The sequence below is a fragment of the Bremerella sp. JC817 genome, assembly GCF_040718835.1.
Taxonomy (GTDB): Bacteria; Planctomycetota; Planctomycetia; order Pirellulales; family Pirellulaceae; genus Bremerella.
In genome coordinates this window covers 356568-381290 of the sequence record NZ_JBFEFG010000280.1, presented here as the reverse complement: position 1 = coordinate 381290, position 24723 = coordinate 356568, and the positions used below count along the sequence as shown (strand labels likewise).

The 24723-nt window shown below is 56.6% G+C and carries 21 protein-coding genes; 9 read left to right on the top strand and 12 right to left on the bottom strand.

All coding sequences use genetic code 11. The annotated features are described in order from the left end of the window. The first annotated feature begins 147 nt into the window (after positions 1 to 147). The 4 genes from AB1L30_RS19815 to AB1L30_RS19800 all read left to right on the top strand — a co-directional run bounded on the left by AB1L30_RS19815 (position 148) and on the right by AB1L30_RS19800 (position 5568). A complete protein-coding gene (locus AB1L30_RS19815; RefSeq protein ID WP_367015273.1) occupies positions 148 to 675 on the top strand; it encodes a sigma-70 family RNA polymerase sigma factor in 528 nt (175 codons plus the stop codon). Then, complete coding sequence (locus AB1L30_RS19810; RefSeq protein ID WP_367015271.1) at positions 672 to 2843, top strand: DUF1549 domain-containing protein; 2172 nt, start codon at positions 672 to 674, stop codon at positions 2841 to 2843. Before AB1L30_RS19815 ends, AB1L30_RS19810 begins: the two co-directional genes overlap by 4 nt. Before the next feature lie 104 nt (positions 2844 to 2947). Further along, on the top strand, positions 2948 to 3583 hold the full coding sequence (locus AB1L30_RS19805; RefSeq protein ID WP_367015269.1) for a protein-L-isoaspartate(D-aspartate) O-methyltransferase: 636 nt from the start codon (positions 2948 to 2950) through the stop codon (positions 3581 to 3583). Positions 3584 to 3699: 116 nt separating this feature from the next. Next, positions 3700 to 5568, top strand: a complete 1869-nt coding sequence (locus AB1L30_RS19800) for a transketolase (protein WP_367015267.1) — start codon at positions 3700 to 3702, stop codon at positions 5566 to 5568. A 39-nt stretch (positions 5569 to 5607) separates the two neighbouring features. Here AB1L30_RS19800 and AB1L30_RS19795 read toward each other — a convergent pair whose 3' ends face one another. From AB1L30_RS19795 to AB1L30_RS19785, 3 genes are all read right to left on the bottom strand, one after another. Beyond that, on the bottom strand, positions 5608 to 5922 hold the full coding sequence (locus AB1L30_RS19795) for a hypothetical protein (protein ID WP_367015265.1): 315 nt from the start codon (positions 5920 to 5922) through the stop codon (positions 5608 to 5610). Positions 5923 to 6746: 824 nt separating this feature from the next. Continuing rightward, positions 6747 to 7133: an aspartate 1-decarboxylase gene (gene panD / locus AB1L30_RS19790; protein WP_367015263.1), complete on the bottom strand. Its 387-nt coding sequence runs from the start codon at positions 7131 to 7133 to the stop codon at positions 6747 to 6749. A gap of 218 nt (positions 7134 to 7351) precedes the next feature. Further along, positions 7352 to 7783, bottom strand: a complete 432-nt coding sequence (locus AB1L30_RS19785) for a nuclear transport factor 2 family protein (RefSeq protein ID WP_367015261.1) — start codon at positions 7781 to 7783, stop codon at positions 7352 to 7354. Positions 7784 to 8333: 550 nt separating this feature from the next. On the opposite strand from AB1L30_RS19785, the gene AB1L30_RS19780 reads away from it, so the two are divergent. After that, positions 8334 to 10406 (top strand): fused MFS/spermidine synthase, encoded by a 2073-nt coding sequence (locus AB1L30_RS19780; RefSeq protein WP_367015259.1) that lies wholly within the window; start codon positions 8334 to 8336, stop codon positions 10404 to 10406. 2 nt (positions 10407 to 10408) lie between these two features. Here AB1L30_RS19780 and AB1L30_RS19775 read toward each other — a convergent pair whose 3' ends face one another. Both AB1L30_RS19775 and AB1L30_RS19770 read right to left on the bottom strand, forming a co-directional pair. Then, positions 10409 to 11482, bottom strand: coding sequence for a PP2C family protein-serine/threonine phosphatase (locus AB1L30_RS19775; protein ID WP_367015257.1), 1074 nt, complete (start codon positions 11480 to 11482; stop codon positions 10409 to 10411). Positions 11483 to 11623: 141 nt separating this feature from the next. Further along, a complete protein-coding gene (locus AB1L30_RS19770; RefSeq protein WP_367015255.1) occupies positions 11624 to 12337 on the bottom strand; it encodes a sensor histidine kinase in 714 nt (237 codons plus the stop codon). Between the two features lie 222 nt (positions 12338 to 12559). Here AB1L30_RS19770 and AB1L30_RS19765 point away from each other — a divergent pair, with 222 nt between their 5' ends. Both AB1L30_RS19765 and AB1L30_RS19760 read left to right on the top strand, forming a co-directional pair. Beyond that, entirely contained in the window at positions 12560 to 13045 is a 486-nt protein-coding gene (locus AB1L30_RS19765; RefSeq protein WP_367015253.1) for a HEAT repeat domain-containing protein, read from the top strand. Positions 13046 to 13294: 249 nt separating this feature from the next. After that, positions 13295 to 14239: an endonuclease/exonuclease/phosphatase family protein gene (locus AB1L30_RS19760; protein ID WP_367015251.1), complete on the top strand. Its 945-nt coding sequence runs from the start codon at positions 13295 to 13297 to the stop codon at positions 14237 to 14239. Between the two features lie 18 nt (positions 14240 to 14257). Here AB1L30_RS19760 and AB1L30_RS19755 read toward each other — a convergent pair whose 3' ends face one another. The 6 genes from AB1L30_RS19755 to AB1L30_RS19730 all read right to left on the bottom strand — a co-directional run bounded on the left by AB1L30_RS19755 (position 14258) and on the right by AB1L30_RS19730 (position 19099). After that, complete coding sequence (locus tag AB1L30_RS19755) at positions 14258 to 14734, bottom strand: hypothetical protein (protein ID WP_367015249.1); 477 nt, start codon at positions 14732 to 14734, stop codon at positions 14258 to 14260. Between the two features lie 158 nt (positions 14735 to 14892). Further along, entirely contained in the window at positions 14893 to 16749 is a 1857-nt protein-coding gene (locus AB1L30_RS19750; protein WP_367015248.1) for a vWA domain-containing protein, read from the bottom strand. Between the two features lie 93 nt (positions 16750 to 16842). Then, positions 16843 to 17325 carry a TadE family protein gene (locus tag AB1L30_RS19745; RefSeq protein ID WP_367015246.1) on the bottom strand — a complete coding sequence of 161 codons (483 nt, stop codon included), beginning with the start codon at positions 17323 to 17325 and terminating at the stop codon, positions 16843 to 16845. 104 nt (positions 17326 to 17429) lie between these two features. Next, positions 17430 to 17936 carry a TadE family protein gene (locus AB1L30_RS19740; protein WP_367016450.1) on the bottom strand — a complete coding sequence of 169 codons (507 nt, stop codon included), beginning with the start codon at positions 17934 to 17936 and terminating at the stop codon, positions 17430 to 17432. 270 nt (positions 17937 to 18206) lie between these two features. Continuing rightward, a complete protein-coding gene (locus tag AB1L30_RS19735; RefSeq protein WP_367015244.1) occupies positions 18207 to 18797 on the bottom strand; it encodes a hypothetical protein in 591 nt (196 codons plus the stop codon). Between the two features lie 83 nt (positions 18798 to 18880). Next, positions 18881 to 19099, bottom strand: a complete 219-nt coding sequence (locus AB1L30_RS19730) for a hypothetical protein (RefSeq protein WP_345089940.1) — start codon at positions 19097 to 19099, stop codon at positions 18881 to 18883. A gap of 96 nt (positions 19100 to 19195) precedes the next feature. Here AB1L30_RS19730 and AB1L30_RS19725 point away from each other — a divergent pair, with 96 nt between their 5' ends. After that, positions 19196 to 19864, top strand: coding sequence for an RsmD family RNA methyltransferase (locus AB1L30_RS19725; RefSeq protein ID WP_367015242.1), 669 nt, complete (start codon positions 19196 to 19198; stop codon positions 19862 to 19864). Between the two features lie 253 nt (positions 19865 to 20117). Beyond that, on the top strand, positions 20118 to 22799 hold the full coding sequence (locus AB1L30_RS19720; RefSeq protein ID WP_367015240.1) for a hypothetical protein: 2682 nt from the start codon (positions 20118 to 20120) through the stop codon (positions 22797 to 22799). 6 nt (positions 22800 to 22805) lie between these two features. Here AB1L30_RS19720 and asnB read toward each other — a convergent pair whose 3' ends face one another. After that, positions 22806 to 24722, bottom strand: coding sequence for an asparagine synthase (glutamine-hydrolyzing) (asnB, locus tag AB1L30_RS19715; RefSeq protein ID WP_367015238.1), 1917 nt, complete (start codon positions 24720 to 24722; stop codon positions 22806 to 22808). Between the last annotated feature and the right edge of the window lies 1 nt (position 24723).

The following is a 24723-nucleotide window of genomic DNA, read 5'->3' as shown; positions in this document are numbered from 1 at the left end:
TGGCGATGCCCCCTTCAACTGAGGGAGAATGCGATCTTTTCGCGCGATTTCGAGATAGACTGGAACAGTTACCCGCCAGCGGTGCGAATCTTGTTTACTGACATGGCTTTCTGAGTACTTTTCCCCGCCAGACGACGTTATTTCTTAATGAAAGACCTTCCGCAACACGAAACGCCTGCGGTTGATATCGCGCAACTTGTTGCCGACCATCAACTTAGCGTGTGGCGATATTTGCGATCTTGGGGGTGTTCACCTCAAGAAGCGGAAGACTTGACCCAGGAAACTTTTTTGAAGGTCCTGGAAAAGCCGTTCGAGCAGCTGACGGATGCTGCCACCAGGGGGTTTCTTAGGACTGTCGCCCGAAACCTGCTGATTGATCGGCGTCGTCGTGAAGGACGGCAAACCAATATCCAGGCGGTGGAAAACATCGACCAGTTCTGGGTCGCAAGTGACGATCGCAAGCCGGAAGAGTTGTTAGAGTTTCTAGCCGACTGCCTGGAAGGGCTGACAGAACGGGCCCGGATGGCCCTGCAGATGCGTTTTCAAGATCATAAATCGCGAAGCGAAATCGCCGACGCCTTAGAAATTGGCGAGCACGGCGCCAAGAACCTGATGCAGCGTGCCAAGCAGCAACTGCGGGACTGCATCGAGTTCAAACTTAAAGAAGAATCATGAACGACCAAGATCCGATCATCGATCCTCTGCTTGAGGAACTGCTGGGCCAGCAGCAGATGCCGGATCTTACTGCGCGCATTCTCAAGACGCACCAGCAGCGGCAAACCGGCAGCAAGCCTTCCCAGACCAACGGTCACGCGAAGGCTCCGCTTTCGATGGTTTCGGCCGCGACCACCTCGGCAGATACGAATGGTGCCGAGATTGAGCTTCCACCTTCCAAGTCGAGCACCGCCAAACGACGGCTTCAGCGGCGTCGATTGATCACTTCGATCGGTTCGCTCGCTTTAAGTTTGTGTTTGCTGGTGATGCTGGGTGGAGTCGCCTACTACAGCTATCAATACGTTTTGCCAGGGCAAGGCATGCCGCTCGCCGCCGACGGGACCAAAACACCGTCTGGCGGCGCCCGCGAAACCGACGCGAGGGTGGAGCCTGCTCCGCAGATCGCTTCTCATACCGATCCACACGACCTGGGTGTCGAGGATCCGCGTACCACACCGGAAATGAAGCCGCAGATGCCGATCGAGGTCGAAGCGGTTGATCCGAAGTCGCTGGCCAAGTCGAACGAGCCTGCGCCGCGGTTCGTCGCGCCACGTGTGCGTGGCAGCTTGAAGCTCTCGGACGAGCAAGTCGTCGGCGAGATCAACGAAGCGATCGCCTCGGTCTGGCAAGCGGAAAACGTGAAGCCTTCGCCGCAAGCGACCGATCTCGAATTTTGCCGTCGTACTTACCTGCAACTCCTCGGCCGAATTCCGACGGTCGACGAGATCGAACATTTCGTCAGCCAACGACGCGATAACAAGCGAGAGTGGCTGGTCGATCAAATTCTAGGTACTGAGAAGTATCAGGCCGAATTCGCTTCGTTCTGGAGCGCTCGCTTCGCGAACCTGCTGGTGGGACGTGCCGGCGGGATGACCGACGACAGCCCGATCGATCGCGCCGCGCTGGAAGGCTATCTGTCGAAGGCATTCCAGAAGAACGAACCTTACAACCAGGTGGTCCAGCAACTGTTGACCGCCACCGGGACCACCAGTCCTGGCAGCGAGAACTTCAACCCGGCGACCAACTTCCTGGTCAGCATGATCGACGGCGATGCGAAGCTGGCGACCGCCAAGACTTGCTCGGCCTTCCTAGGGCAGCAGCTGCAATGTGCCGAATGCCACAACCATCCGACCACCGGCTGGAGTCAGCAGCAGTTCTGGGGACTGAATGCCTTCTTCCGTCAAACCAAGCTGGCGAAGGAAAGCGACAGCGGCCAGCTGGCGATCGTCAACCAAGACTTCTCGAAGACGCGTCAGTCGGACTCGGGCGAAGTTTACTATGAACAACCCAACGGCCTCTTGAAGGTCGCCTACCCCGAGTTTGTCGATGGCACCACGATCCCACGCTCTGGGAATGTCTCCGAAGTTGATCGGCGGCAAGAGTTGGCCCAGTTGATCGTCAACTCCGATCAGTTCCCGAAGGCGACTGTTAATCGAATGTGGCAGCACTTCTTCGGTGTTGGCTTCACTCAGCCGGTCGACGACATGGGACCGCACAATCCTGCTTCGCATCCAGAACTGTTGGATCGTTTGTCGGAGCACTTTGCGGAATCGAACTTCGACCTCCGCCGGCTGATGCGATGGATCACCTTGTCGCAGCCGTACGGGCTCAGCAGCCGTCAGATCGACGAGAACCTCGCCGATAGCCCAGACAGCGGTCGCCAACTGTTCACCCGGTATTACTCGCGTCAGATGGAAGCGGAGCAGTTGTTCCACTCGCTGCAGATGCTGGCTAAGAGCTCGCCGACTGAGGGAAGCCCGATCATCGCTTCGCTGGACGATCGCCACTCGTGGCTCGGCCAGGTCAATCAGAAGATGGGCGACGATGAAGACAGCGAGACATCGTCGCTCGACGGGGGCATTACGCAGTCGCTGCTGCTGATGAACGGTGGCCTGATGAAGCAAGCCACCGACGCCCAGGCCGCCGTGCTGAAGAAGGTGACCGCCTCGAAGATGTCGGCCCAGGAAAAGATCGATCACTTGTTCCTGGCAGCCCTCTCGCGTCGTCCGACAAAGAAGGAATCGGTCGCCATCAAAGAGATCCTCAACAATCGCCAGAACGAGGCAACCGCCCTGCAAGATATCTGGTGGGCGCTGCTTAATAGCAACGAGTTCATTCTCGATCATTGATTGCAGACGCCGTTTCTATGGGCCTGGCGGGCCCTGGCATTTGCATTTCATGCTGAATTGCACCACACTCCAATCCATGGGCAATCGCGGATTGGAGGGGCATCATGGATCTAGACCAGCAGCGTGACTTGATGCTATCGCAATTGCAACAGCGCGGCATCACCTCTCCACGCGTCCTTAAGGCCATGCGAGATGTCCCGCGCGAAGCGTTCGTGCTGCCAGACTTCCGCGAAGATGCCTACGCCGACTCGGCCTTACCACTGACGCACAAGCAAACGATCTCGCAGCCACTCATCGTTGCGTTGATGGCACAAGTGCTTGAGCTGAAACCAGAGGATTGCGTGCTCGAAGTCGGGACCGGCAGCGGGTATGCCGCCACGGTGCTCGGCAATCTCTGCGGCGAGGTCTTCACCGTCGAGCGGATCACCGACCTGGCGATCACGGCAGCAGAGACCATTCGCCAACTAGACATCAGGAATGTTCACGTTCGTTTCGGAGACGGAATCAAAGGTTGGCCAGCTGAATCACCCTACGACGCGATCAGCGTTGCCGCCGGCGGCGATCACGTGCCCAGTGCGTTGCTTGATCAACTGGCGATCGGTGGCCGATTGGTCATACCGCTCGGTTCCAAACCAGATTCGCTGGCTTTGGTGCGAATACGTAAGGTAGATAAGGATCGCTACGAACGGGAAAACTTCGGGCGTGTTCATTTCGTTCCTCTATTGCCCGACACGACTTAGCCGCCGCGACCTTCCTTTTCCAGGGCGATCGATCCCCGTCGCGGCATATGACTTGCGGCGTTTCTACGGTGAACGACATTCGCACATCACTTTCTTCTGATGAAAGGGAGCCAGACATGATCGTCCCCGCCTCCTCTGACCAACAAACTCAGATCGCGTCGAACATACGTAAGTGGATTTTGAATTCCACGCACCGGGCCGGTTCCGGGCACCCGACCTCTTCCCTATCGGCAGTGGAATTGATGGTCGCGTTGTTCTTCGATGGGAACTTCCGCTACGACATCGACCACCCTCAGTACGCCAATAACGATCGCTTGATCTTCTCCAAAGGTCATGCCTCACCCCTCTTTTACGCGTTATGGTGTGCGGCAGACGCGATCGACGAAGACGATCTGATGACCTACCGACAATTCGATAGCGTGTTGGAAGGGCATCCCACGTCACGTTTTGCTTACACAGAAGCGGCGACTGGCTCGCTTGGCCAGGGGCTTTCTATCGGTGCCGGTATGGCGTTGGCCGCTAAGTATCTCGATCAGCTTCCGTATCGCACCTATGTGCTGATCGGCGACAGTGAACTGGCGGAGGGATCGCAGTGGGAAGCAATCGAGATCGCTGCGCACTACCGACTGAACAACCTCATTGGCATTCTTGATGTCAATCGGCTTGGGCAGCGGGGAGAAACGATGGAAGGCTATCACCTCGATGTCTACCGTCGCCGCTTGGATGCATTCGGCTGGAATACGATTTTGATCCCAAACGGTCACGATATCGGCGAAGTGAGCAAAGCCTATCGCCAGGCAGCCGAACTGACGGATCGCCCGACGATGATCATCGCGCGCACGATCAAGGGAAAGGGAGTGTCATTCCTGGAGAATGAAAACGGCTGGCATGGAAAGACACTCGACGACGACCAGTTGGCCGAAGCGTTACGGGAACTTGGCGAAATCCCCGATGTGCGAGGCGAGTTGAAGGAACCTCAGCGCGCCGAATTCCCTAAGATTCAAGCGAGTGATCCCCCTTCTTTTCATTACGAAAGAGGGGAACAGGTGGCGACCCGGACCGCGTATGGCAATGCCCTGGCGAGATTGGGGGACAGCCGAATGGATCTTGTCGCTCTCGATGGTGAGGTCTCAAATTCGACGCGGGCCGAGTTTTTTCAAGAGAAGTACCCTGAGCGATACTTCGAGATGTTTATCGCCGAGCAGAACATGGTGGGGACAGCACTAGGGATGGCGCTCCGGGGAAGAGTTCCCTTCGTCTCAACATTTGCGGCATTTCTGACACGGGCATTTGATCAGATTCGGATGGCACGTTACTCGAATCCGAACTTGAAGTTTGTCGGATCGCATGCTGGCGTGGAAATTGGACCAGATGGCCCTTCCCAAATGGGGCTCGAGGATCTGGCGATGTTCCGAACGATCATGGATGCCGCGATCCTTTATCCTTGCGATGCGGTCGCGACAGAACGCTGTGTAGAGCAGCTGGCAAATTCCGAAGGCATCGGATATCTCCGGACAACGCGGGGCAAGCTGCCGGTGATCTATGACGACAAGGAACAGTTCCCGATCGGTGGCAGCAAAACCTTGCGGGAATCGGACGACGACGAAGTGACCTTGATCTCAGCAGGGGCGACATTACATCAATGCCTGGCCGCCGAGGAAGAATTGCGGGCCGATGGTCTGGCAGTGCGAGTGATCGATTTGTACTCGATCCAGCCACTCGATTTAGACACGTTGCGTGTGGCTTCCGAAGAGACCTCGTTGCTTATAACCGTGGAAGATCATTTCGCCGCCGGTGGAATCGGAGAGGCGGTCACGGCGGCGTTGTCGGACCAACCAACTCCGATTCGATCTTTGGCGGTTACTGTTCGTCCTCGGAGTGGAAAGACGGACGAACTGTTCGATCTGGAGGGAATCTCGAAAGCTAACATTGTCAAAGTGGTCCGCGAGGCCTTGGCGACGCAGACCGAAGTCCAAGTTGGGTAACGTATCGTCCCAGCAGCAAGCTTGTGACTGTGACCCGAACTAAGCGGCTCGCAGTTCGTGCTCCATGTTTGATAGAGCCATCATCAGTTGGCTCCATTCACTGACGATGTTCAAGGTCTCGTATTCGACGGTGTCTTGGGTTTCGAAGCCACGTTCGCTCAAGCGAATGACGTCTCCCAGCACCATCGATCCCGCAGGTTCCACTTCAGGCAGATTGTCCACGTCCAACTCCTCTTCTTCGTTTGGCAGAATATGTTCCAGGGACCGATGCACGGCCCACAACGCGGCACGGCGAGCATCCGCAGCATCGACGATCAAACGCAGGGTTCCCGATTCAACGTAGAACTTGGCCATGATTAGTATCCTTCCGTGTATTGTTTTAGGGTTCTCGATAACTTGGTTGCCTCTTGGGCAGTAGTAGTTATCGCGGGCCTGATGACACGTCAGGTCAAAGCCAGAAGAAATTCCGCCGAGGCGCTGAAAATGGCTGAGATTGCCGAGAAAACGGGTGATAGCATCGGGCAGCGATGCGCGCATGAAAAAAGGAGACGGACTAACGTTCTGCCCCAAACTACATGCTCCGAAAAGCATCGCTGGTACGTTATTCCGTCTCCTTGACTGTCATCAGCGCTCACCAGGAAGCAAGTTGCGACGTCTTGTCGCGGAACGGATGCATCCTGCGTCCTTTGCTTCCTTTGCTTCCTCTTGCCGATCGCGGAACCGGCAATGTCTTCTGAACGTGAGCAATTCGTTCGACCGTTTTCTGCCCCCAGCAACGATCGACGAAGCTACTTTTGCTCATTTGCGGTTGCGCTGCAAGAGATAACCGCTCCCCTTCTGGCATTATGCGGAATCCCGTCTGGTAGATGGGGGAAACAACGGTTCCACGAAAAAACGCAGTTGTTTAGGAAGTTGGATCTGTTTCCTCCTTAGCGAAGGCTGCCCCAGACCACATTTCCACTTCCACAAACAACTGCGTTTTCGGATTCCTTCGAAAAGGAAAACCTAATTTTCAACCAGGATTGGCCACGAGACTCGTGGTTTGAATGGCTCCGGATCGTTGCCGATCGGAAAGCTCTGCCTTTTGTACTTTAGAAGATCGGGTGCCTAGCGCGATGACGTCCACTGTCAAAACGCGCAGCTTCAAGATAGTACGGATAACCACAGAAGAATTGCAGTCAGAGAGAAGAATTCATCGAGGCCGATTCGACGATGCAGTCAGTCATTTGATTCGACTCGTCCACCAGAATTACGCGGGGCTGATGTCCCTGGATTTCGGCATCGGTGTACTGGGCATAGCACACGATGATCACCAGATCGCCCGGGTTCACCAGGTGGGCTGCTGCCCCGTTGATACCAATCACGCCTGAGCCCGCTTCCCCCGGTATGGCGTATGTCGTCAGCCGCTGTCCGTTGGTGACATTCAGAACATCCACCTGCTCGTGGGGCAGAATCTGAGCGGCCTCCAGCAGATTGGAGTCGATGGTGATACTACCGACGTAATTCAGGTCGGCCTGAGTCACGGTAGCGCGGTGAATCTTGGATCGGAGGAAAGTACGGAGCATCCCAAATGCTTTCGTAGATTCAAGCCGGTCGCGGCGAGGACGCCGGTTCCAGGCTCGGGGAAGCCACTATCAGCATGGCTAACATCAGCCAAGCCTTAGATTATATCGGATAATGGCAAGAATGGAAAAAGCCCCCAGATGGAAACCTAGGGGCTTTTTTGAATTTGGATTAGCTGGGATATCGGTCAAAAAATAAAATACAAGGCAGATAGGTTTAGCTATTCCAAACAAGTGTCTGCATCTGCTTCCACGCAAATTGGCGAGGAATAGTGCATTTGAGCAATCTTCCAACCGCAGTGATCTTGGATCATGACGGCTGTAATTCGCAAAGGTAACTCCGCTTTACGGTAGCCAGCTTGGACATAGAGGTAGCAGTCGGTGGCGAGCCAGGCAACCTGACCCATGGTCGACACGCTTCTCCAGCCAAATCGCATCCGTAAGGTGTCCGTTTGCTCCCAATCTCGACGCACTTGTCCCCAGATGGCGGCTGCACCGACGTTGCGTTCGTCGCTGCCATTACCGAGGACTACAGCATCTCGATCTGAACAAAACAGGCCCAGGAGTCTCCCCTTGTCGCGGCATGCGTAGGCGTCTGCGAACTGGCGCAGCACACTCATCACATCCGCTTCTACCGAAGCAGTTGCGTACACGACAATCTCCCTGTCATGCGCGAGCACGTTTTGACCAAACGTGGCCCAAGAGAAGAAGCAAGTTGAATAAGACAGTTTCGAGGAGAGGTCAGATATAAGGAAGAGACAAAAACGACTCTGAATTGACCTTGCAGGAACCGCTTGAAACTAGCTCGATCGCCGAGGCATCTGGCTGAAACGCACTCCCTAAGGAACCCTTTCTCTACCCACAATATCGAGGCGGACATCGCAGATAAAGATTTGCAGAAAAGGATAAGGCACAGACAGGATTTTAATGTTCCCATCTTGTCTTCTCCAAGAACAATTGATCGGCTTGCGCGGATTAAATCAGAAAGATTTCTCCGGAAATCCGTTGCGCATAATTTAGTGGCGGCTAAAGTTGCATAAATCGCTGGTCGTTATCGCCTATATGGGGTGTGAGTATTACCACGCGCAAACTAGGGTTTTCTGTGACCTACACTTCTACGCAGGTTTGCGCAATTGGGCATGGGTGAGCGCACTGCGCACTGGCTGACTATCATTTCCAGTCTTATGTGTGGGAAGGCCCGCAGTGGCGAGCGAGAAGAACTCATTAGTCCAGACCTGGCTTTTGCCTTTGGCAGTCCTGTGGAGTGCGTTTTTGCTGTTCCAGGTCCAGCCATTGATCAGCAAAACCATCTTGCCCTGGTTTGGCGGCAGTCCGACCGTCTGGACGACCTGTATGCTGTTTTTTCAGGTCTTCCTCTTCACGGGTTACCTTTATGCGCATTTGCTAGCAACATGGTGTCCCCGCCGCTGGCAAGGTTTAGTCCATGCCGGATTGATGCTAGCAGCCTTGCTGTTGATGCCGATTTCCCCCAGCGAAGATTGGAAGCCGCCAGCGGATGCCTGGCCGGCGGGCTATATCTTGCTGCTTCTGGTCTCGCACCTGGGGCTACCTTACTTTCTGCTCTCGGCCAACGGACCGCTGCTGCAACATTGGTTCAGCGAGATTGCCCCCGGCAAAGTGCCTTACCGGTTGTATGCCTTGTCGAACATCGGGTCGCTGGCGGCGCTGCTGACCTATCCGTTTGTGGTAGAACCGAACTGGACGTTGCCGATTCAGTCGGGAGCATGGAGCTGGGGCTACTTCGGTTTCGCCCTGATCCTGCTACCGATTGCGTATAAGATCTCACGCCTTCCGATCGAAACGATGTCGACGGAATCGAGCGAATCGACGCTGGAAGCTGCCGACCAAGCCGCCCCAAGTTGGAAGACAATGGCGTCCTGGGTTGCGCTGCCGGCGTTTGCCTGCATCATGCTGTTGGCCACGACCAATCACGTTTGCCAAGACATGGCGGTGGTCCCTTTCTTGTGGGTGGTGCCGCTGAGCCTTTACCTGCTGACGTTCATCTTCTGCTTCGATGGTGATGGCTGGTATCGCCGGGGATGGCTCGGCTGGATGACCATCGGCAGCATTGTGCTGATCAGCGCGTTGCAGCTTCTGGGCGGAATGCTCGACATTGCCTGGGTTGCGGTTTCCTACTTCGGAGCAATGTTCTTCGTCTGCATGATCTGCCACGGCGAGCTGGTCCGCTTAAAGCCAGCGCCACGCCACCTGACATTGTTCTATCTGACGATTTCCGCCGGTGGAGCGATCGGTGGTTTGTTCGTGTCGCTCGTTTGCCCGATGATCTTCTCGCAGTACTACGAGATGCCGTTGAGCTTGATCGTTGCGTTCGGGCTGGCGATGCATGTCACCGTGACCTCGGTCGAAAAGCAATTCGGTTCGGTACCGCTCTGGTCGATGGGGCTGATGTTCATGGGCATGCTGGCGATGTTGTCTGGTCAGCTTCGTGGTTTCCAGTCGGACTATCTTGAGTCGCATAGAAACTTCTACGGAGTGTTGAACCTCGGTCAGGTTCCGACCGCCAACGGCGGGCCAATTCTGGCGATGTACCATGGCCGGATCATGCATGGGTTTCAGTATCAGTCACCGGAGAAGCGTCGCAAGCCAACGTCTTACTACGCGGAAGACACCGGCGTCGGACTGACGATGGCTCGCTTGCCGCAGGCAGAAGGCAAACGGGTAGGCGTGGTCGGACTAGGTGCCGGAACGCTGGCCGCGTACGGCAAGCCTGGCGATTACTTCCGCTTTTACGAAATCAACGACGATGTAATCGAGATGGCGGAGGAGTCGTTCACTTACTTGAGCGATTGCCCGGCCGAAACCGACATCGTGCTCGGCGATGCCCGGCTTTCGCTCGAACAAGAGCCGGATCAACAATTCGATGTGCTGGTGCTGGATGCCTTCAGCGGCGATGCAATTCCGACGCACCTGCTCACTCAGGAAGCGTTCGAAATCTATGAGCGTCATCTGGCCGACGGCGGTGTGCTGGCAATTCATGTCAGCAACAAGCACCTCGACCTGCGGCCGGTCGTGTTGGGAACGTGCGATCAGTTCGACTTCGAGACGCTTTACATCACCACGGCTCCCGATGCCGCCACCCAGGCCACCGGTTCGCAGTGGATCATCGCCTCGAAGAACTCGCAGTTTCTCTCGGACGACACCATGCAATCGGCAACGACCAAGCTGAGGCCGAAGATGGTTTATGCCAAGCCTTGGACCGACAACTTCAGTAACCTGCTAGAAGTGCTGAAGTAGGTCTACAGAATCTTGATAATCACCGCGGTCAAATCATCTTGAGGCTGCGGTGCGGACGAGAACGCGATGACTTCGCTGTCGAGCGTTTGCACAAGCTGGCTGGCCGACTGGTGACGATGATCGGCGATGAGATCCCCCAATCGCTGCATGCCAAACTGGCTACCATCTTGTCCGACTGTTTCGTGAATGCCATCGGTGCACAGCACGAGAACCTGGCCCGAGCGAAGTTCTTCCACATTCGGTTCGGGGAATTGGAAGGTTGGTAGAACGCCCAGTGGGGGGCCGCTTCGTTCTAGTTCGTGGTGGCTGCCATCAACGTCGATCAACAGACCATTCTGCCCTGCCCCGAGATACGAAAGTCGCAGCTGGTGCAGGTCGAGTTCCACGACGATCGCGGTCATAAAGTCGCCCGTCTCGATGTCGTCACTGATCACCTTGTTCCAGGTATTCAGGATCGGCTGACATTCCTTCCGCGTGTGCGAGATACCGCGAAAATAGGACCGCGACGTCGTCATCAGCAGGGCCGGACCAAGACCATGGCCACAAACATCAGCGACCGTTACCAGCAGGCGATGGTCGTTGACCTGAACGAAGTCGAAGTAGTCGCCACTGGTCCATTCGGCCGGCCGGGTCAGAAAGGCGATCTCCAGGCCTTCTATCGAAGGCGCACTATGCGGCAGCAGATTCGCTTGCACCTTCTGGGCGAGCTGTAGTTCTTCGCGACTATGCTGCACTTCGCGATTGAGCAACGCGTTCTCGCTGGCCAATAAAGCCCTGGCCGCTTCGTTCTCTTTAAACAGGGGCTCGATCGTGCCAATCCCGGCGAAGAACAAGATCGAAGTCAGCAGCGTTGCCAAGGTTTGCACCCAGAGGGTCGGCTCCCAGACGATGGTCTCGGGCGGGTTCCGATAGGTGTCGATCAAACTGGCACCGATCCAGAAGGTCATCAAGATGCCCGCCCCAGAGATAAACAGCCAGGCATAGCGACGACGATAGATTGTATTGAGCCGCAGTGCCAGGACGACTGCGACCAATTGAAACAGAGCGGCGAGTGCCAGAACGAGGGTGAATGCCATATTGCTGCCGTTTCCGATTCCTTCCGGCGAAGGGATGAGGCCAGTTCCCCACGATTGTCAAGGATCGTGAGGCGGTCGGCAACTTGGCAGCAAGGACGATTCCCGAATCTTCGCGCGGAAATCGATTTCACCTGCATTTGGCTACTTGGCAGCGATTGGCAGTCGGAGCGTGATTTCACTTCCTTTGCCTGGGGCACTTTCGATCGTGAGCTCACCGCTCAGAAGATCTGCCTTCTGCTGAAGGCTTCGCATTCCGTAGCCCACCAGCTTGACGGTTTCCAGGTCGAAGCCGATCCCATTGTCGATTACCTTGCCGACAAGCTGGCCATCTTGTTGGTGGAGCGAGACAGCGATCTTCGAGGCCTCGCTATGCTTGCGGGCGTTGGTGATGCACTCTTGCAGGAAGCGGAACAGCGTGGTCCGTTGCCAGGGAGATAGCGAAGGAAGCTCGGCATCGACTTCCAACTCGACCGTAGCCAGTGACACCGACGGCACCGTGAGGAACTCGGCCAAGGCCGCTTCGATCCCCTCGTCATCAAGCTTTTTGGGGCTGAGCCCTTGGATCAAACGACGCGACTCGGCCAGGGCTTCTTCCAGGATCGCCCGGCAGCGTTCAAGTGTCGTCGGATCGGGCTGCTCGCGCTGGTACGACTCGAGAAACAGCAGTGCGGCTGTTATTTGCTGCGTCAGCCCGTCGTGGATCTCAAATCCAATCGATTGCCGCCACCGCTCTAAATGGTCGATGTAACGCCAGAGGTTGGCCTGGGCCTCGCGGCTTAGTGGCGGCGTCCCACCGGTTTCGATATCTTGAGAGCCGGAGGGGCTGGCCTCTTCGGCACTGTCCGAAAAAGGCATCGGGTTATTCACGAAATGGGGATTCATAATCTCACGTTGGCGCTAAGCTAGGTGCGGTCATAGATCCAAGAGTTGCAGCCCGTCGCCGGTCTGCCAATGCCCCTCACCCGACATGGTACCCCCATGTGGGTGGATCGTTTAGCGCAATTCTGCTCAATGAGCTGAGAATTTGCGAATTGGGCAGAAAACTCCGACTCAACTTTGTTTCTAGAAAGCAACTGTATGGAGCCATCGATCGCAATCCAAGCTTTGGGAAGCAGTAACGTCGACGAGAGGCGGCAAGCCGCGGAGGCTTGTGCTAAAAATACCGACTTGGCCCAGGCCGCTGTGATTCCACTTTGTCGATGCTGTGCCGACGAAGACGAACAAGTCAGCGAATGGGCGAACGGTGCCCTCGAAGAGTTGGGACCGCCTGCCAAAGAAGAGCTGCCCGCGTTGATCGATCTCTTAACTGCCGCAGCGCCAACGGCTTATTGGGCGGCGACGCTGGTGGGCCGACTCGAAGAAGCAGGCTCTCCTGCCCTGCCCCAGTTAGCGGCTGCGATCAATCAACCGGAAACCCCGCCTGAAGTCCGCGATCGAGCGATCTGGGCGATCGGCAAGATCGGTTCGGGCGACGCGTCGGTGCGTGAAGCCTTGCAAAAGGCAGCGGCCAGCGACAACCCTCGCACGGCCCGGCTTGCTGCCAGTGCGCTTGAAAAGCTGTAAGCCTTTGGCTTGCAGCCGATCTCTTACGGCGCGACCGCATCGATCACTCTGCCGCTGCTAGCGGTTCGCGCCGGGTTGTCTTCTGAAAAAGAATGCCGCAGCAACGCTTTTCCTGCTTTCAACGCAGTGACTGATCTGGAAGCGTTCCATTCGTTCCGCTAAGGTTGCCCCGCATTTGTTGGGGAGTAGGCCGAAGGATGGCCTGCTTTCCATCACGAATCGACACCGCACATAGCAAGGAGGCTTCTGGTGCGTGCTCTTATTCTTTCGTCGCTGGCGTTTCTCGTAGGTCTGTTTGCGGCTACTGGCTGCAATGTCGAGCAGATGCTGGAGCAATTGCCCCAGACGCCTGCCGGTGGGACCACCGTGGCCGCGCAGCCGGGCGAGTCGATTCGGATTGCCAGCTTCAATATCCAGGTCTTCGGACAATCGAAGATGGATAAGCCCGAGGTGATGCAAGTCTTGACCCAGGTGGTCAAGTCGTTTGACGTCGTCGCGGTGCAAGAGCTACGCAGCAAAGAACAAGACGTCATTCCACGTTGGCTGGAAATGATCAACGCCGATGGTTCGCACTGGGCCTCGCTGGTCGGGCCTCGTATCGGTCGAACGGTGAGCAAAGAGCAGTACGTATTCTTGTACAACACAGCCAAGATCGAGTTCGTCGAGAAGAGCGATTTCACGCTCAACGATCCGCTCGACCTGTTGCACCGCGAACCATATGTCGCTTCGTTCCGTGCCCGCGTCCCTGAAGGCGTGCAGCCATTCAGCTTCACGTTGATCAACATCCACACCGACCCGGACGAAACCGACCAGGAACTGGACGCGTTGGCCGAAGTGTATGAAGTGGTCCGCCAGGCGAACCCGAACGAAGACGACGTGATCTTGCTGGGTGACTTGAATGTCGACTACACCAAGCTCGGAATGCTCGGCAAGATTCCAGGCATCTTTGCTACGGTCCAAGGCACGCCTACGAACACGCTGCAAACCAAGAGCTACGATAACATTGTCTTCGATCGGCGATTGACGACCGAATTCACCGGCGACGTGGGCGTGCTCGACTTGATGACCGCCTTCAAGCTGACCCAGGAACAAGCCAGCGACGTTTCTGATCACTTGCCGATCTGGGCTACCTTCACCGCGGCCGAAACAGGCTCGGGTTCGGTCGCTTCCGCCGCAGCCGGCACCACGCGTTAAGTAAGCATCCGACGAGGTTTAGTCCTCGTAGGTATGCATCGCATGAAATTCCTTCGGCGGCTCGTACGGTTTTAAATCTTTGGCCAGATAAGCGTTCTGGCTCTTGAGATCACCGCGAATCAAATAGTAATGGGGTTCGCGGTGATAGTCGCTCCAGCGGATCGCATAGATTCGGCCAGTCGACATCTTGTCGCCATCGATCTGGTTGGCCAATTCGACGATCTCGCCCATCTTGTATTTTGGCTCCGGCAATTCTTCCACCATGACAGGGCGGGCCCTCAGCGTCACATCGCCGTAGCTTAGCTCGTACCAATCGTCGTCGGTTGCTTCGCGACGAAAGATGACATCGCTCGGAATCAGCCCCTCGGCCTTATGACGATCTTCAGGATGAATCCAATGGTCGCCATCTTCCGGCCAATGTGGGAACATCACCCAGCTAATCGGCGGTTTGACAGGAAAGGTCTCGCTGTGTTGGATGGAATTTGAATCGTCCATGGTCGGCAATCAGAAGAGGTGGTGTCGTCGTTAGAATGCTTCCCTCATTCTAACGAACCAATTGCCAGACAAGAAATAACACAAGGTGGTTGCCCCGAGTCGAGACTTCAAAGGCAACCACCTTGCTGGACACGTCGTGGTGTATGTCGGAGTTTGGCTTATTCCTGGGCCTGGGTCAGGTCGTAGACCAATTGCGGTGGTGGAACCTTGGCCGCGATCTGCTGGAAGGCTTCCAGCATCTGGGCTTCCAGTTCAGCAATGGTGGAACCACCCGGCACAGCGATGTGAATTCCGCCGCACGCCCCTGCGATGGCGGTCATCAACTGTCGGTCTGCGGAAGCACCCACGCTCATCGTATGCACGGTCACGCCCCGTTTGTGGGCTTCGACCGCTTCATACAAGGCATACTGCTTCGAGCGGTCGCCGGTGGTGTAGTCGGCCCGACCGTCGCCGTCGTAGTCGGTGATTTCGTTCCAGTTCCAGTCCCCGGGCAGGCTCCATCCATAGGGGTATTGGTTGGCATTACCGTCGGTCATTACCACCATCGTTGGGCGAGCCCCGTGACGCGAGTGATCGAGCAGAAGCTGGTTCGCTTCCTTCACGCCGTAACCCATGGCCGTGTAGCTACCATAATGACCGGCTTGCTTGTGTCGCTGGATGGTATCGAGCGTGTCGTACTCGTCTGAAATCCAGTTGCCATTCAAGCTGGCGTAGGTGTCGCCATCGCTCAGTGTATGTTCCACTCGCGACGACTCGTCGTAAGAAACGATACCGACTTCATCACCAAAGTCGAGATCTTCCAGGAAGTCGAGGAACAATGAGAAACCGTTCTTGATCGCGTGGAACGGGTAGTGCGGCGACTTCCACAAGTCCTGCGTTTCGTAGTTGTGATAACGGTTGGTCAGCAGGTAGTCGACAAAGTTCAGCTTGCCATACTTCTGCCGGTTTCCGCTGCTGCTGGAAACGTTATCGCGGCAATAGTTGATGAACTCGTCCCAGCTACCACGCGAGTATGGGTATTTCAAGTTCGAGAGACCGAAGGCATCTTTAACCGCGCTGTTGGTGTCGCGGAATTCTTCGCCGTTGCCTGTCGCATTGCCGGCCCGGACATAAACCCGATCGATCTGGCGACCGTTATAGCTGCCGGTTCCCTTGAAGGTTCCGCTGGTGCCACTGGCGCTGAAGGTCTGGGTACGGCCGTTGTCGAAGTACAGCATCACTCGCTTGAGGGTCTTGGTCGATTTGACAAAGACTTCGCGATCTTTGAAGGTCACGGTGTTTTGTGGTGCGCCGCCGTTGGTCGGTGGAGCACCCACGATGGTCAGGTAGTCCTGCTCGAAGGTCAGGCTACCAACATTTGGGTTCATCGAGTTGAAGATGTCGACCATGTTATTCTCGATGCTGTCCTGGCCAAGGCGACCGATCGAGGAGTAGCGGCTGTCGTCGTTCATGGAGCCCGAGAAGTCGAGCACCACGACCATGTCGCGTGCTTCGACGAAGGCGATTGCTTCCGCTTTCAAATCGATCGTCGGCTTACCGACGGCCCAGCCAAAGGCGAGGGCCAGCGAACTATCACGGGCCGACATGTCGGGCTGATCGCGGTGAGCGACCACTTTCACGACGTTGTACGGACCTTCGTTCCAGTTGATGTCCCACTTGCCGGTGCCTTCGTTGTAAGTTCGTTTGCCGAAGATCACGTCGCGGGAAGGGTCAATGTAAACGCCATTGCGTTCCGCCACGTCGACTGCCATCTCGCGAGCATATTCAAGCGAGATGGAATTAGGATCGCCTCCCTGAGGAGCGTCCTGGACTGCGGAAGTAATCTCCTGCGAAGCCGCCAGTGCCGCCGCGTCGACTGCGTTCTGCAGACGGGTCTGTTCCATCGCGATCAACCCAGAGTCGATCCCGAGTGAAAGGAACGCGAACAGAACGATCATCACGAAGGCCGCGAGGACGATGAACACACCACGCCGCGGTTGTGCTGACTTCAGCCGGAAGTGTCGTTTACTGGCCATGACTCTTATCTCTCTGTACCTGCGGGGGAGTGCAGTCGCAATTGCCAACTGGCTTTGATTGGGGGCGGAACGGAAACGCAAGAGAATTGATGACTATTGAACAATCGTCGACCGCGTGTTGCGGAAGATTACGGCCGTAGACAGGTCGTAATCTACTCCGTCAGGTACAGGCATTGCGGCTACCTCAGAAAATGGAAGTGCAATGCGTACCTGGAATAAGTCGAGATCGTTATTGGGATCATCCAGATCGAAGGATTCGCCTGGCTTGTTCGCCGGTTCGATCGAGATCTCGAGCTTGTCGGGGTCGTACCCGGCAGCTTCAAGACTGCTTCGAATGTCGGCGATGATCTTGTCGTTCGAGCGTAGTCCGCTGGCAACCCAATCGGCGCGATCCATGGCACCAAGTCGAGCCCCGTCGCGAGCAGCCTGGGCCAGTTGCGAATAAGTATCGAACAGCCGGCTGGCTTCCAACATTCCCAGAATGAGCATTAAAAATACCGGAGCGATCACGGCAAATTCGACCGTTGCCGTGGCCCGTCGATTGTTGAGTGCTCGTCTTCGCGTGAATAGGTTCATGGCACTGGGTAGTGGAATAGAAGAATGAGATAAAGCACCGAAGTGCGTAAGTTGCTTTTCAATGAAAGCGTGTCAGTTCCTGTATGGGAGTCGTCGGCCAGTGGTTATTCGTGACGAGTAAAGGTCTGGCCGCTGAGCGTGACACCGCCCAGCCAGGGTTGAGGAATCAGCGAAACCTCGCCGTAAGGGATCGACGCGCGGACCATGAACATCTGCCTCGGCTCGGCGTTCTTGAGTTCGATGTCAGGCATTGCCTGGAAATCTGCGTTTGTTTTCGGAGCATCTCCGCCGGTGTCGAACATGCTCGCGTCTTTAATCTGGATGTTGACCATCGCAGGATTGACGGCACCGCCCATGCGGTCGCGGGCATATTGTTCGACCTGAGCGGTTGTCGCTCCGGTCGCGGAACCCCAGCGAGCAGCCGTACGGCAGGCATTCTTCAGCACGTTGTTGATCATCGTGGCATGGCCAAACTCGATAATCGCGAACACAAACATGAAAAAAACCGGCATCACGAGTGCAGTTTCCACAATCGTAGCGCCGGTTCGCTTGCCCTTTTTGTCATGCAAGAAACGGGATACTCGACGTGATTGCGGACGCGTTCGCCACATGGCGAGAGCCTCTTCGATAGTGTGCGGCAACGCCGCGGTTTCGTGCTAAGAGAATTGGTTCCGTAGCAGCCGCACCTGACCCCCTGAGCAGACGCATCAGAGGATCGGGATTGATTGCTATTGAAAACCTAGGTCACGAATCTATCTTGTGCGGAAAGAAATTCTGGGGATTCAGCGCAATCGCTCGACCCGGCGCACTGACGTGAGATATGCCAACCGCTTTGCAGACCCGTTGCGGTTGGCCGAGTACGTCCTAAGAAGACAAAAGCGTTACGGGCCTTCTTCCTGGGCGACCGTATCGACCAGCACCAAGATCGTGCCGGTATCTTCGTTGTAAGCGTAAATTTCGTACCAGCGAAGCTTCGCCAGTTGGATCCGGTTGTCCTGCAGCATCTGCTTGAATTCAGCATAGGTCGGCGACTTGCCGTTTACCGCTTTGTACTGCTGCAGTTGGTGCTTCAGACCCAGCGTGCTGGCCTGGGCGGCCAGGGTGAAGTAGCCCGAAGCGGCCTGACTCAATGGATCGGTGCCTTGGATTTTGCCATCTTTGACCTCGATCCCTTCTTTCATCAACCACTCTTTGGCGTTGACGATCTCGTCGGTGGTCTGGTGGATGACACCCTTCTTTGGCTTCGATTCGGCCGGCGGCTGTGCGGTTGGCGATACGCCTGGAGGAATCATCGTTTCAGGTGTGAGAGCCGGCGGGGCGCCTCCGGAGGCTGGTTCGTTGGTCGGTGTCGAATCCCCAGAAGCTGACCCTTGGACCGGTGCCGACTCGCCGGAGGGTGGGAGATCGACCAGCGGTTTACCTTCGCAGCCAACCAATGCCAACAACGCAACGCAAAGAAAGATTCGAGACATGGAGAAAGAGCCAATCCAAAGAAGAGGAGTCGTCGAAAACCACAGGCCCTATTTTCCCCCCGAAAGCCAAGCGATGCAAGCAACTAGGACGAGGAAGACCGGGCCGCCTGGGAAGCACAGTAGCCCCCCACAAAGATACCCAGCAGACAGCCCAGAAATGCCACCGCCCCGATTCCCAGCAGAATGAAGCTGCCCAGAGCGATCCCCATCAAGGCGATAATTGCCGCCAGGTTGCCTATCGCCACGCAGTAAATCTGCCGCCGACGCCACTTTTCGATCGTTAATCGCTGCTCTTCGTTCATCTCTTCGGACCATGTGGGGTGCGCACCAGGGGGGAGCATGTTACTATAGACGCTTCTCGACAGTGCGTCTTTCCCTACTCCCCTGCTTGGACTTGCATGGCCAAACGTCGCCCCACCAATAAGAAGCCCAATCGTGGATCCGGCCCGCAATCGCAGCCGATGGTGGACACGCCGATGCGCATCATCGGTGGCCAACTGAAGAACAAGCGAATCGAGTACTCCGGGGACACGCGTACCCGTCCAATGAAGGAACGGGTTCGCGAGGCGGTTTTCAACCTGGTCGGCCCTTCGATCAAAGGAAAGATCGCCGTCGACCTGTTCGCTGGTACCGGAGCCCTCGGGCTGGAAGCAATCAGCCGCGGCGCGATCCACGCCCATCTGATTGAACGCCACGTTCCGACGTCGAAGCTGATCCGGGCCAACGCCGAAGAACTGGAAGTAGTCGACCAGGTTTCGATCTACGCCCATAACTCGTTTATCTGGGTGAAGAAGGAACTGGATAATCTGCCGCGGACCCCTTGGGCTGTGTTTATCTGCCCTCCGTACGAATTCTTCGTGTCGCGTATCGAAGAGATGGACAAGCAAATCAACACCCTGATCGAGAACGCTCCGGACGGAAGCGTGTTGATTGTAGAGTTCGATCAGCAGTACGACGGCGCGAAACTTCCTGACGCCGAGAACTGGGACGTCCGTGTCTACTCGCCGGCGCATGTCGGTATCTATCGAGTTACGGAAGAAGACGCGTCCGACGAGCCAGCCGAATAAACGCCGCCCGCTCGTAGACTTCCGCCGGCAGCTTTGCTGGCAATCTCCCACCGAATGTGGTTTCTGACGCTATCTGCCTGCGCGTTTCGGTGGGTTCTCGCACGCTGTTTTCTGCTAGCAGTGCATCTTTCCAGGCAAGGTTTCAGATCCGCTCGGTTTGTGACCGATGTAGGGAGAAGACGGCTTAGTCCGAATTCACCGAGTGACGATGACCCCCCGGCGTATTCTCTTGAGCGTGATGATCAAAAGGCGGATGGAATCCAAACGGCAATACCGCGTTTGGCTGGTATCGATACTGTTGCCCATGATCGGCCAGGCCGGTTGGGCGGTTGCTGCGCCTGTCGAAGAATCGATGCCATCGGTTCTCGAAAAGCCGGCGACCATGGCACTGGAGCCTCCGGTGCAGAAACAGTTCCAGCCACTTTCGAAGGTTCAAACCGAACCAGCCCCGGCAAACCAAAGCGAGACCTTTCCGTCGGTACCACCGGGGATGGGATTGCCTGACCTGCGCTATCTGCATCAGCAACTTCCCAAGGCGGTCGACAAGATCCGGGACATGTTGCTGCCGGTCGAAGGTCCTGCGGAAGCCGACCCGAACGACATCACCCAGCCGATGGACAAGCCAGTCGATACGCTGATCACGCCGGGAACGGACGAGATGCTTCCACCGGTTGAAGTCAGCCCATGGCGTGACCCGACCATCGAAATTCCGTTGTCGCTGTCGCACAACCTGCCTAGCCTCGAACGGATGCCGCTTATTTCGTACAAGCCAGATACCCGCCAAGACGGCAACTTGTACCGCATCACCGACGAGCCAGACAATTCGAGCACCTCATTCCCTTCGCTCGATCCACCGAAGGTTCTGCCGCAAGTCGACATGGCCCGGCCGCTGGCGTATCGCTGGCCGAAGACGCCACAGATCGACCATATGCTTGGTCGTCTCGACGAATACACTTCGGCCCGCAAATGGTCGAAGGAGCTTCGCAGCGCTCTCCGCCAATTGCGGGAAGAGTCGTCCATTGGCACCCCGCAAGCAACGCAGTACCTGGGAACCTTGGCGGAAGTGGTTAGCCACGCCGTGCCATTGGCCGAAGGGCTGGAACTCGGCTGGGAACGAACCGACGTCTCGCAAACCTACTATGCCATGCTGCGACGACTGGATCTATGGAACCAGGCCCATGCCATCATCTTGAATGGCACCGAGCTCCACGGTTCGCCAACGACGCTGGGCGATTTGCAGCAGCGGTTGGAAGCGGCCGAAGCGGTGCTGCGTGATGGTGGCCAGCTCTTGAGCTGGAGTGACTACCTTCGCTTCAAGCAGCTTCGTCAGGCAATGGACAATCCAACGCCGCAGCGGATGCAGGAAGTCGCCAGCCAGGTTCTTTCGCGTCTGGAAAGCACCGATTTTGACGAGTCGCAGCGGCAGTTGCTTTCGCAGCCACCGTTTGTGAACCTCGCCCACTCGCTCCGCCCTTGGCTGGGGATCTCGTTCAATCCGGAAACCACCTTGGCCACGATTGAACGTTACGAGCTGGACCAGTCGGCTGACGACGCCAAGCGGATCGCCATGGAAGCGAACCTGTTGCAGCATCATGGTCAGGAACCGATCGTCGCCTATGGTCGGCTGATCGATCACACTTACCGCAACGCGAATGCTCGGTTCGAGGTCAGCCAGCAACTGATGCAGGCCTTCATGCCGGAACTGAAACCAGACGAAGCCGACGTGGATGACTTCATCCTTGGGGCACGCGTGCTGGGCCGAAGTCGGGCAGAGATGCATTTGAACGTTCGCCCAGTGCCAGACAATCAGCAGTGGCGGGTTCAATTGGAAGTGCTGGGCAACGTCGATAGCCGCACCCGCAGCTACTCAGGCCCGATCACGATTTTCAACCGAGGTCGTTCCCGCTATCACGCGGCCAAGCAGGTCGTGGTGAACTCGAAGGGCTTCTGGGTGTCGCCTGCGGTCGCTCGGGCCGAAACGACCACCAGCGTCGACAACCTGGAAAGCGACTACGACGGCATTCCGCTGATCGGTTCGATCGTTCGCAACGTCGCTCGCGGCCAGACCGAAGACAAGAAGTATGCCGCCGAACAAGAAGTCGAACGCAAGGTTCGTAGCAAAGCCGAAACGCAGTTGAACGACCAACTCAACGGCAAGGTTCAGCAGTGGCAAGACAAGCTCTATGTCAACGTGGTGGAACCGCTGAGCCGTTTGGGGCTTGAACCATCCGTGGTTGATCTGAACACCAGCAGTCGTTCGATCAGTGGTCGTTTCCGTGGTGCTGGCTCGAAGCAGTTGGCTGCCCACACGCCGCGACCTAGTAGCCCGATCGGCAGCGTGATGAGTGTTCAACTGCATCAGTCAGGTTTGAACAACATGATCCGCCAGTTGCGACTGGGTGGACGCGAACTGACTCCGCACGAGTTTCTGTACGAGATCAGTGCTCGCTTCCCGGCGATCCAGGGCGAAACAGAACAGCTGCCAGCCGAGGTGAAGTTCACCTTCGCGAAGGAAGATCCGATCCGGGTCGAATTCAAAGATGGTCAGGCTCAGTTGACCCTTCGAATCGACGAGCTGAAGGTCGACGACAACCGCTGGGAAGACCTGGAAGTGTCGGCCCTCTATAGCCCAACCAGTGTCGACTACGACGCCAAGCTGGTTCGCGATAGTACGGTATTCCTGACTGGCAAGCGACTTGGCTTCCGCGATCAGATTGCCCTGCGGGCGGTCTTCTTGAAGGTGCTCTCGAAGAAACACGAGATCCCGCTCTTCCCGGAAGGTGCCAGTGTCGATCCACGATTGGCCGACTTCAAAGTCGATCAATTGGCGCTGCACGAAGGTTGGATGGCGTTGTCGCTGGGAACCAAGACGAAGAACCTGCAGCCAAACAAGCTGTACCGAGTGGCCGACGAGCCAGCTCGTTTGTTCCGCTAAGACGAACTAGGCATCGACCCATTCGCGATGCCACAGTTCAAGAACCAACAGTGCCCACAGCCGGGCACTGTGATCGAACTGGTTCTGGTCGTGCTCTTTCAACAGCATCTCGACCGTATCACGCCGGAAATAACCGCGGCTCATCGCGGTTTCAGATAGCAGCGTATCGTGCAGCAAACCACGAAGCTGATTGCGGAACCAGGTGTTCAGCGGCACACCAAAGCCCATCTTGCGTCGCTTCCAGATGTTCGGCGGCAACTGATCGCCGAAGGCATGCTTCAGCAGGAACTTGCCGCGACCCATCCGCCATTTCCACTTCGATGGCAAGCGGATCGCGAACTCGGCGAGTCGATAGTCGAGAAACGGTTGCCGGCATTCGAGTGCGTGGGCCATCGATGCGATGTCGACCTTCGTGTTCAAGTCGCACGGTAAATAGGTCGTCAGGTCGGCCAGCGAGGCGGCCGTCATCACGTCGCGTTTGCCGACGCGTTTCCAGGCCGAGTTCAGGAACGCATACGGATCGACATCGGGCAGCTTTTCGACGAACTCGTCGGCGTAAAGCTCGCTGCGACGCGTTTCGTTGAAGATACTGATCCAGTCGAGGTAACGTCGTCCTGGCGTCATCGCGATTGCTTCGGCGAAACGGCGAGCGCGCCTCAGTCGTGACTTCTGTGGGCCACCTGCCGGAAGAAACTTCATGCCGACCTTCGAGCCAAAGCGACCGACCGGACCGAGCATGTCGACCAATGCCGCCAGGCGAACGGCTCGGTAGCGATCGTATCCGGCGAACAGCTCGTCGCCGCCATCGCCACTGAGCGCGACGGTGACATGTTCGCGGGTCCTCTGGGCGACGTACCAGGTCGGAATCGCCGAGCTGTCGGCGAATGGTTCGTCGTAGTGATGGATCAGCTTCGGTAGCATCTCGAGGGCATCAGGCGTGACCTGAAACTCGTGATGTTCGGTCCCCAGGTGCATCGCAACCTGGCGAGCATAACTGGTCTCGTCGTATTCCTTCTGCGGAAAACCAATCGAGAAGGTTTTCACCTTCTGATCGGTCAGCTTCTTCATGGTCGCCACCACCAGCGACGAATCGATCCCGCCCGAAAGAAACGCCCCCAGCGGAACGTCGGCCTGAAGTCGCAATCGAACCGAATCGGTGAACAATCGAATCAGTTCCTGCTTGGCAGCCTCTAGCGAAATGTTGATCTCGTTCGAGAAGTCAGGCTTCCAATAATTCTTGACAGTGAGCTGCTTGCCATCGAAGGTCAGGTAATGCCCCGGCGGCAGTTTGTGGATGCCCCGGAAGATGCATTGCGGATGCGGAACGTATTGATACGTCAGGTAGGCATCGATCGCGCCGGGATCGATCTCACGCGAGACGCCAGGTACCTGAAGGATTGCTTTCAGTTCGCTGCCGAACAGCAACCGGTCGCCTTGAATGGTGTAGTACAGCGGCTTCTGCCCGAGGCGATCGCGACCCAGCACGATGCGGCGATGTCGTGCGTCCCAGATCGCGATGGCGAACATGCCGTTGAAGTGCGAGAACAGTTCTGGCCCTTCATCTTCGTACAGATGAACGATCGCTTCGGTATCGCTGTGAGTTTGAAAGGTGTGACCGGCACCTTCCAGACGGGCTCGCAATGATTTGTAGTTGAAGATTTCGCCATTGAAGACGGTCCACACCGACTGGTCTTCGTTGGCCAGCGGCTGATGACCGCCGCTGAGGTCGATGATCGAAAGGCGACGATGCCCGAGCCCGATACCTGGCACCAGGCCGTAAGGCTGAAGATCTCTCGGCGAGCGATGGTAGACGCCGGAGTCGTCCGGCCCGCGATGCGACAAGCTGTCGGTCATCCGCCGGAGAACTTCTTCGCTCACCTCGTTTTCAGGAGAAACCCAGAACGCGCCCGCGATGCCACACATA

Excerpts from the sequence above, each read along its gene's own strand:
- AB1L30_RS19720 (WP_367015240.1), top strand. The coding sequence starts at position 20,118 with ATGGAATCCAAACGGCAATACCGCGTTTGGCTGGTATCGATACTGTTG.
- panD (WP_367015263.1), bottom strand. The coding sequence starts at position 7,133 with ATGCTCCGTACTTTCCTCCGATCCAAGATTCACCGCGCTACCGTGACT.
- AB1L30_RS19735 (WP_367015244.1), bottom strand. The coding sequence starts at position 18,797 with ATGTCTCGAATCTTTCTTTGCGTTGCGTTGTTGGCATTGGTTGGCTGC.
- AB1L30_RS19745 (WP_367015246.1), bottom strand. The coding sequence starts at position 17,325 with ATGAACCTATTCACGCGAAGACGAGCACTCAACAATCGACGGGCCACG.
- AB1L30_RS19775 (WP_367015257.1), bottom strand. The coding sequence starts at position 11,482 with ATGGCATTCACCCTCGTTCTGGCACTCGCCGCTCTGTTTCAATTGGTC.
- AB1L30_RS19740 (WP_367016450.1), bottom strand. The coding sequence starts at position 17,936 with ATGTGGCGAACGCGTCCGCAATCACGTCGAGTATCCCGTTTCTTGCAT.
- AB1L30_RS19770 (WP_367015255.1), bottom strand. The coding sequence starts at position 12,337 with ATGCCTTTTTCGGACAGTGCCGAAGAGGCCAGCCCCTCCGGCTCTCAA.
- AB1L30_RS19800 (WP_367015267.1), top strand. The coding sequence starts at position 3,700 with ATGATCGTCCCCGCCTCCTCTGACCAACAAACTCAGATCGCGTCGAAC.
- AB1L30_RS19810 (WP_367015271.1), top strand. The coding sequence starts at position 672 with ATGAACGACCAAGATCCGATCATCGATCCTCTGCTTGAGGAACTGCTG.
- asnB (WP_367015238.1), bottom strand. The coding sequence starts at position 24,722 with ATGTGTGGCATCGCGGGCGCGTTCTGGGTTTCTCCTGAAAACGAGGTG.
- AB1L30_RS19795 (WP_367015265.1), bottom strand. The coding sequence starts at position 5,922 with ATGGCCAAGTTCTACGTTGAATCGGGAACCCTGCGTTTGATCGTCGAT.
- AB1L30_RS19755 (WP_367015249.1), bottom strand. The coding sequence starts at position 14,734 with ATGGACGATTCAAATTCCATCCAACACAGCGAGACCTTTCCTGTCAAA.
- AB1L30_RS19730 (WP_345089940.1), bottom strand. The coding sequence starts at position 19,099 with ATGAACGAAGAGCAGCGATTAACGATCGAAAAGTGGCGTCGGCGGCAG.
- AB1L30_RS19765 (WP_367015253.1), top strand. The coding sequence starts at position 12,560 with ATGGAGCCATCGATCGCAATCCAAGCTTTGGGAAGCAGTAACGTCGAC.
- AB1L30_RS19750 (WP_367015248.1), bottom strand. The coding sequence starts at position 16,749 with ATGGCCAGTAAACGACACTTCCGGCTGAAGTCAGCACAACCGCGGCGT.
- AB1L30_RS19815 (WP_367015273.1), top strand. The coding sequence starts at position 148 with ATGAAAGACCTTCCGCAACACGAAACGCCTGCGGTTGATATCGCGCAA.
- AB1L30_RS19725 (WP_367015242.1), top strand. The coding sequence starts at position 19,196 with ATGGCCAAACGTCGCCCCACCAATAAGAAGCCCAATCGTGGATCCGGC.
- AB1L30_RS19805 (WP_367015269.1), top strand. The coding sequence starts at position 2,948 with ATGGATCTAGACCAGCAGCGTGACTTGATGCTATCGCAATTGCAACAG.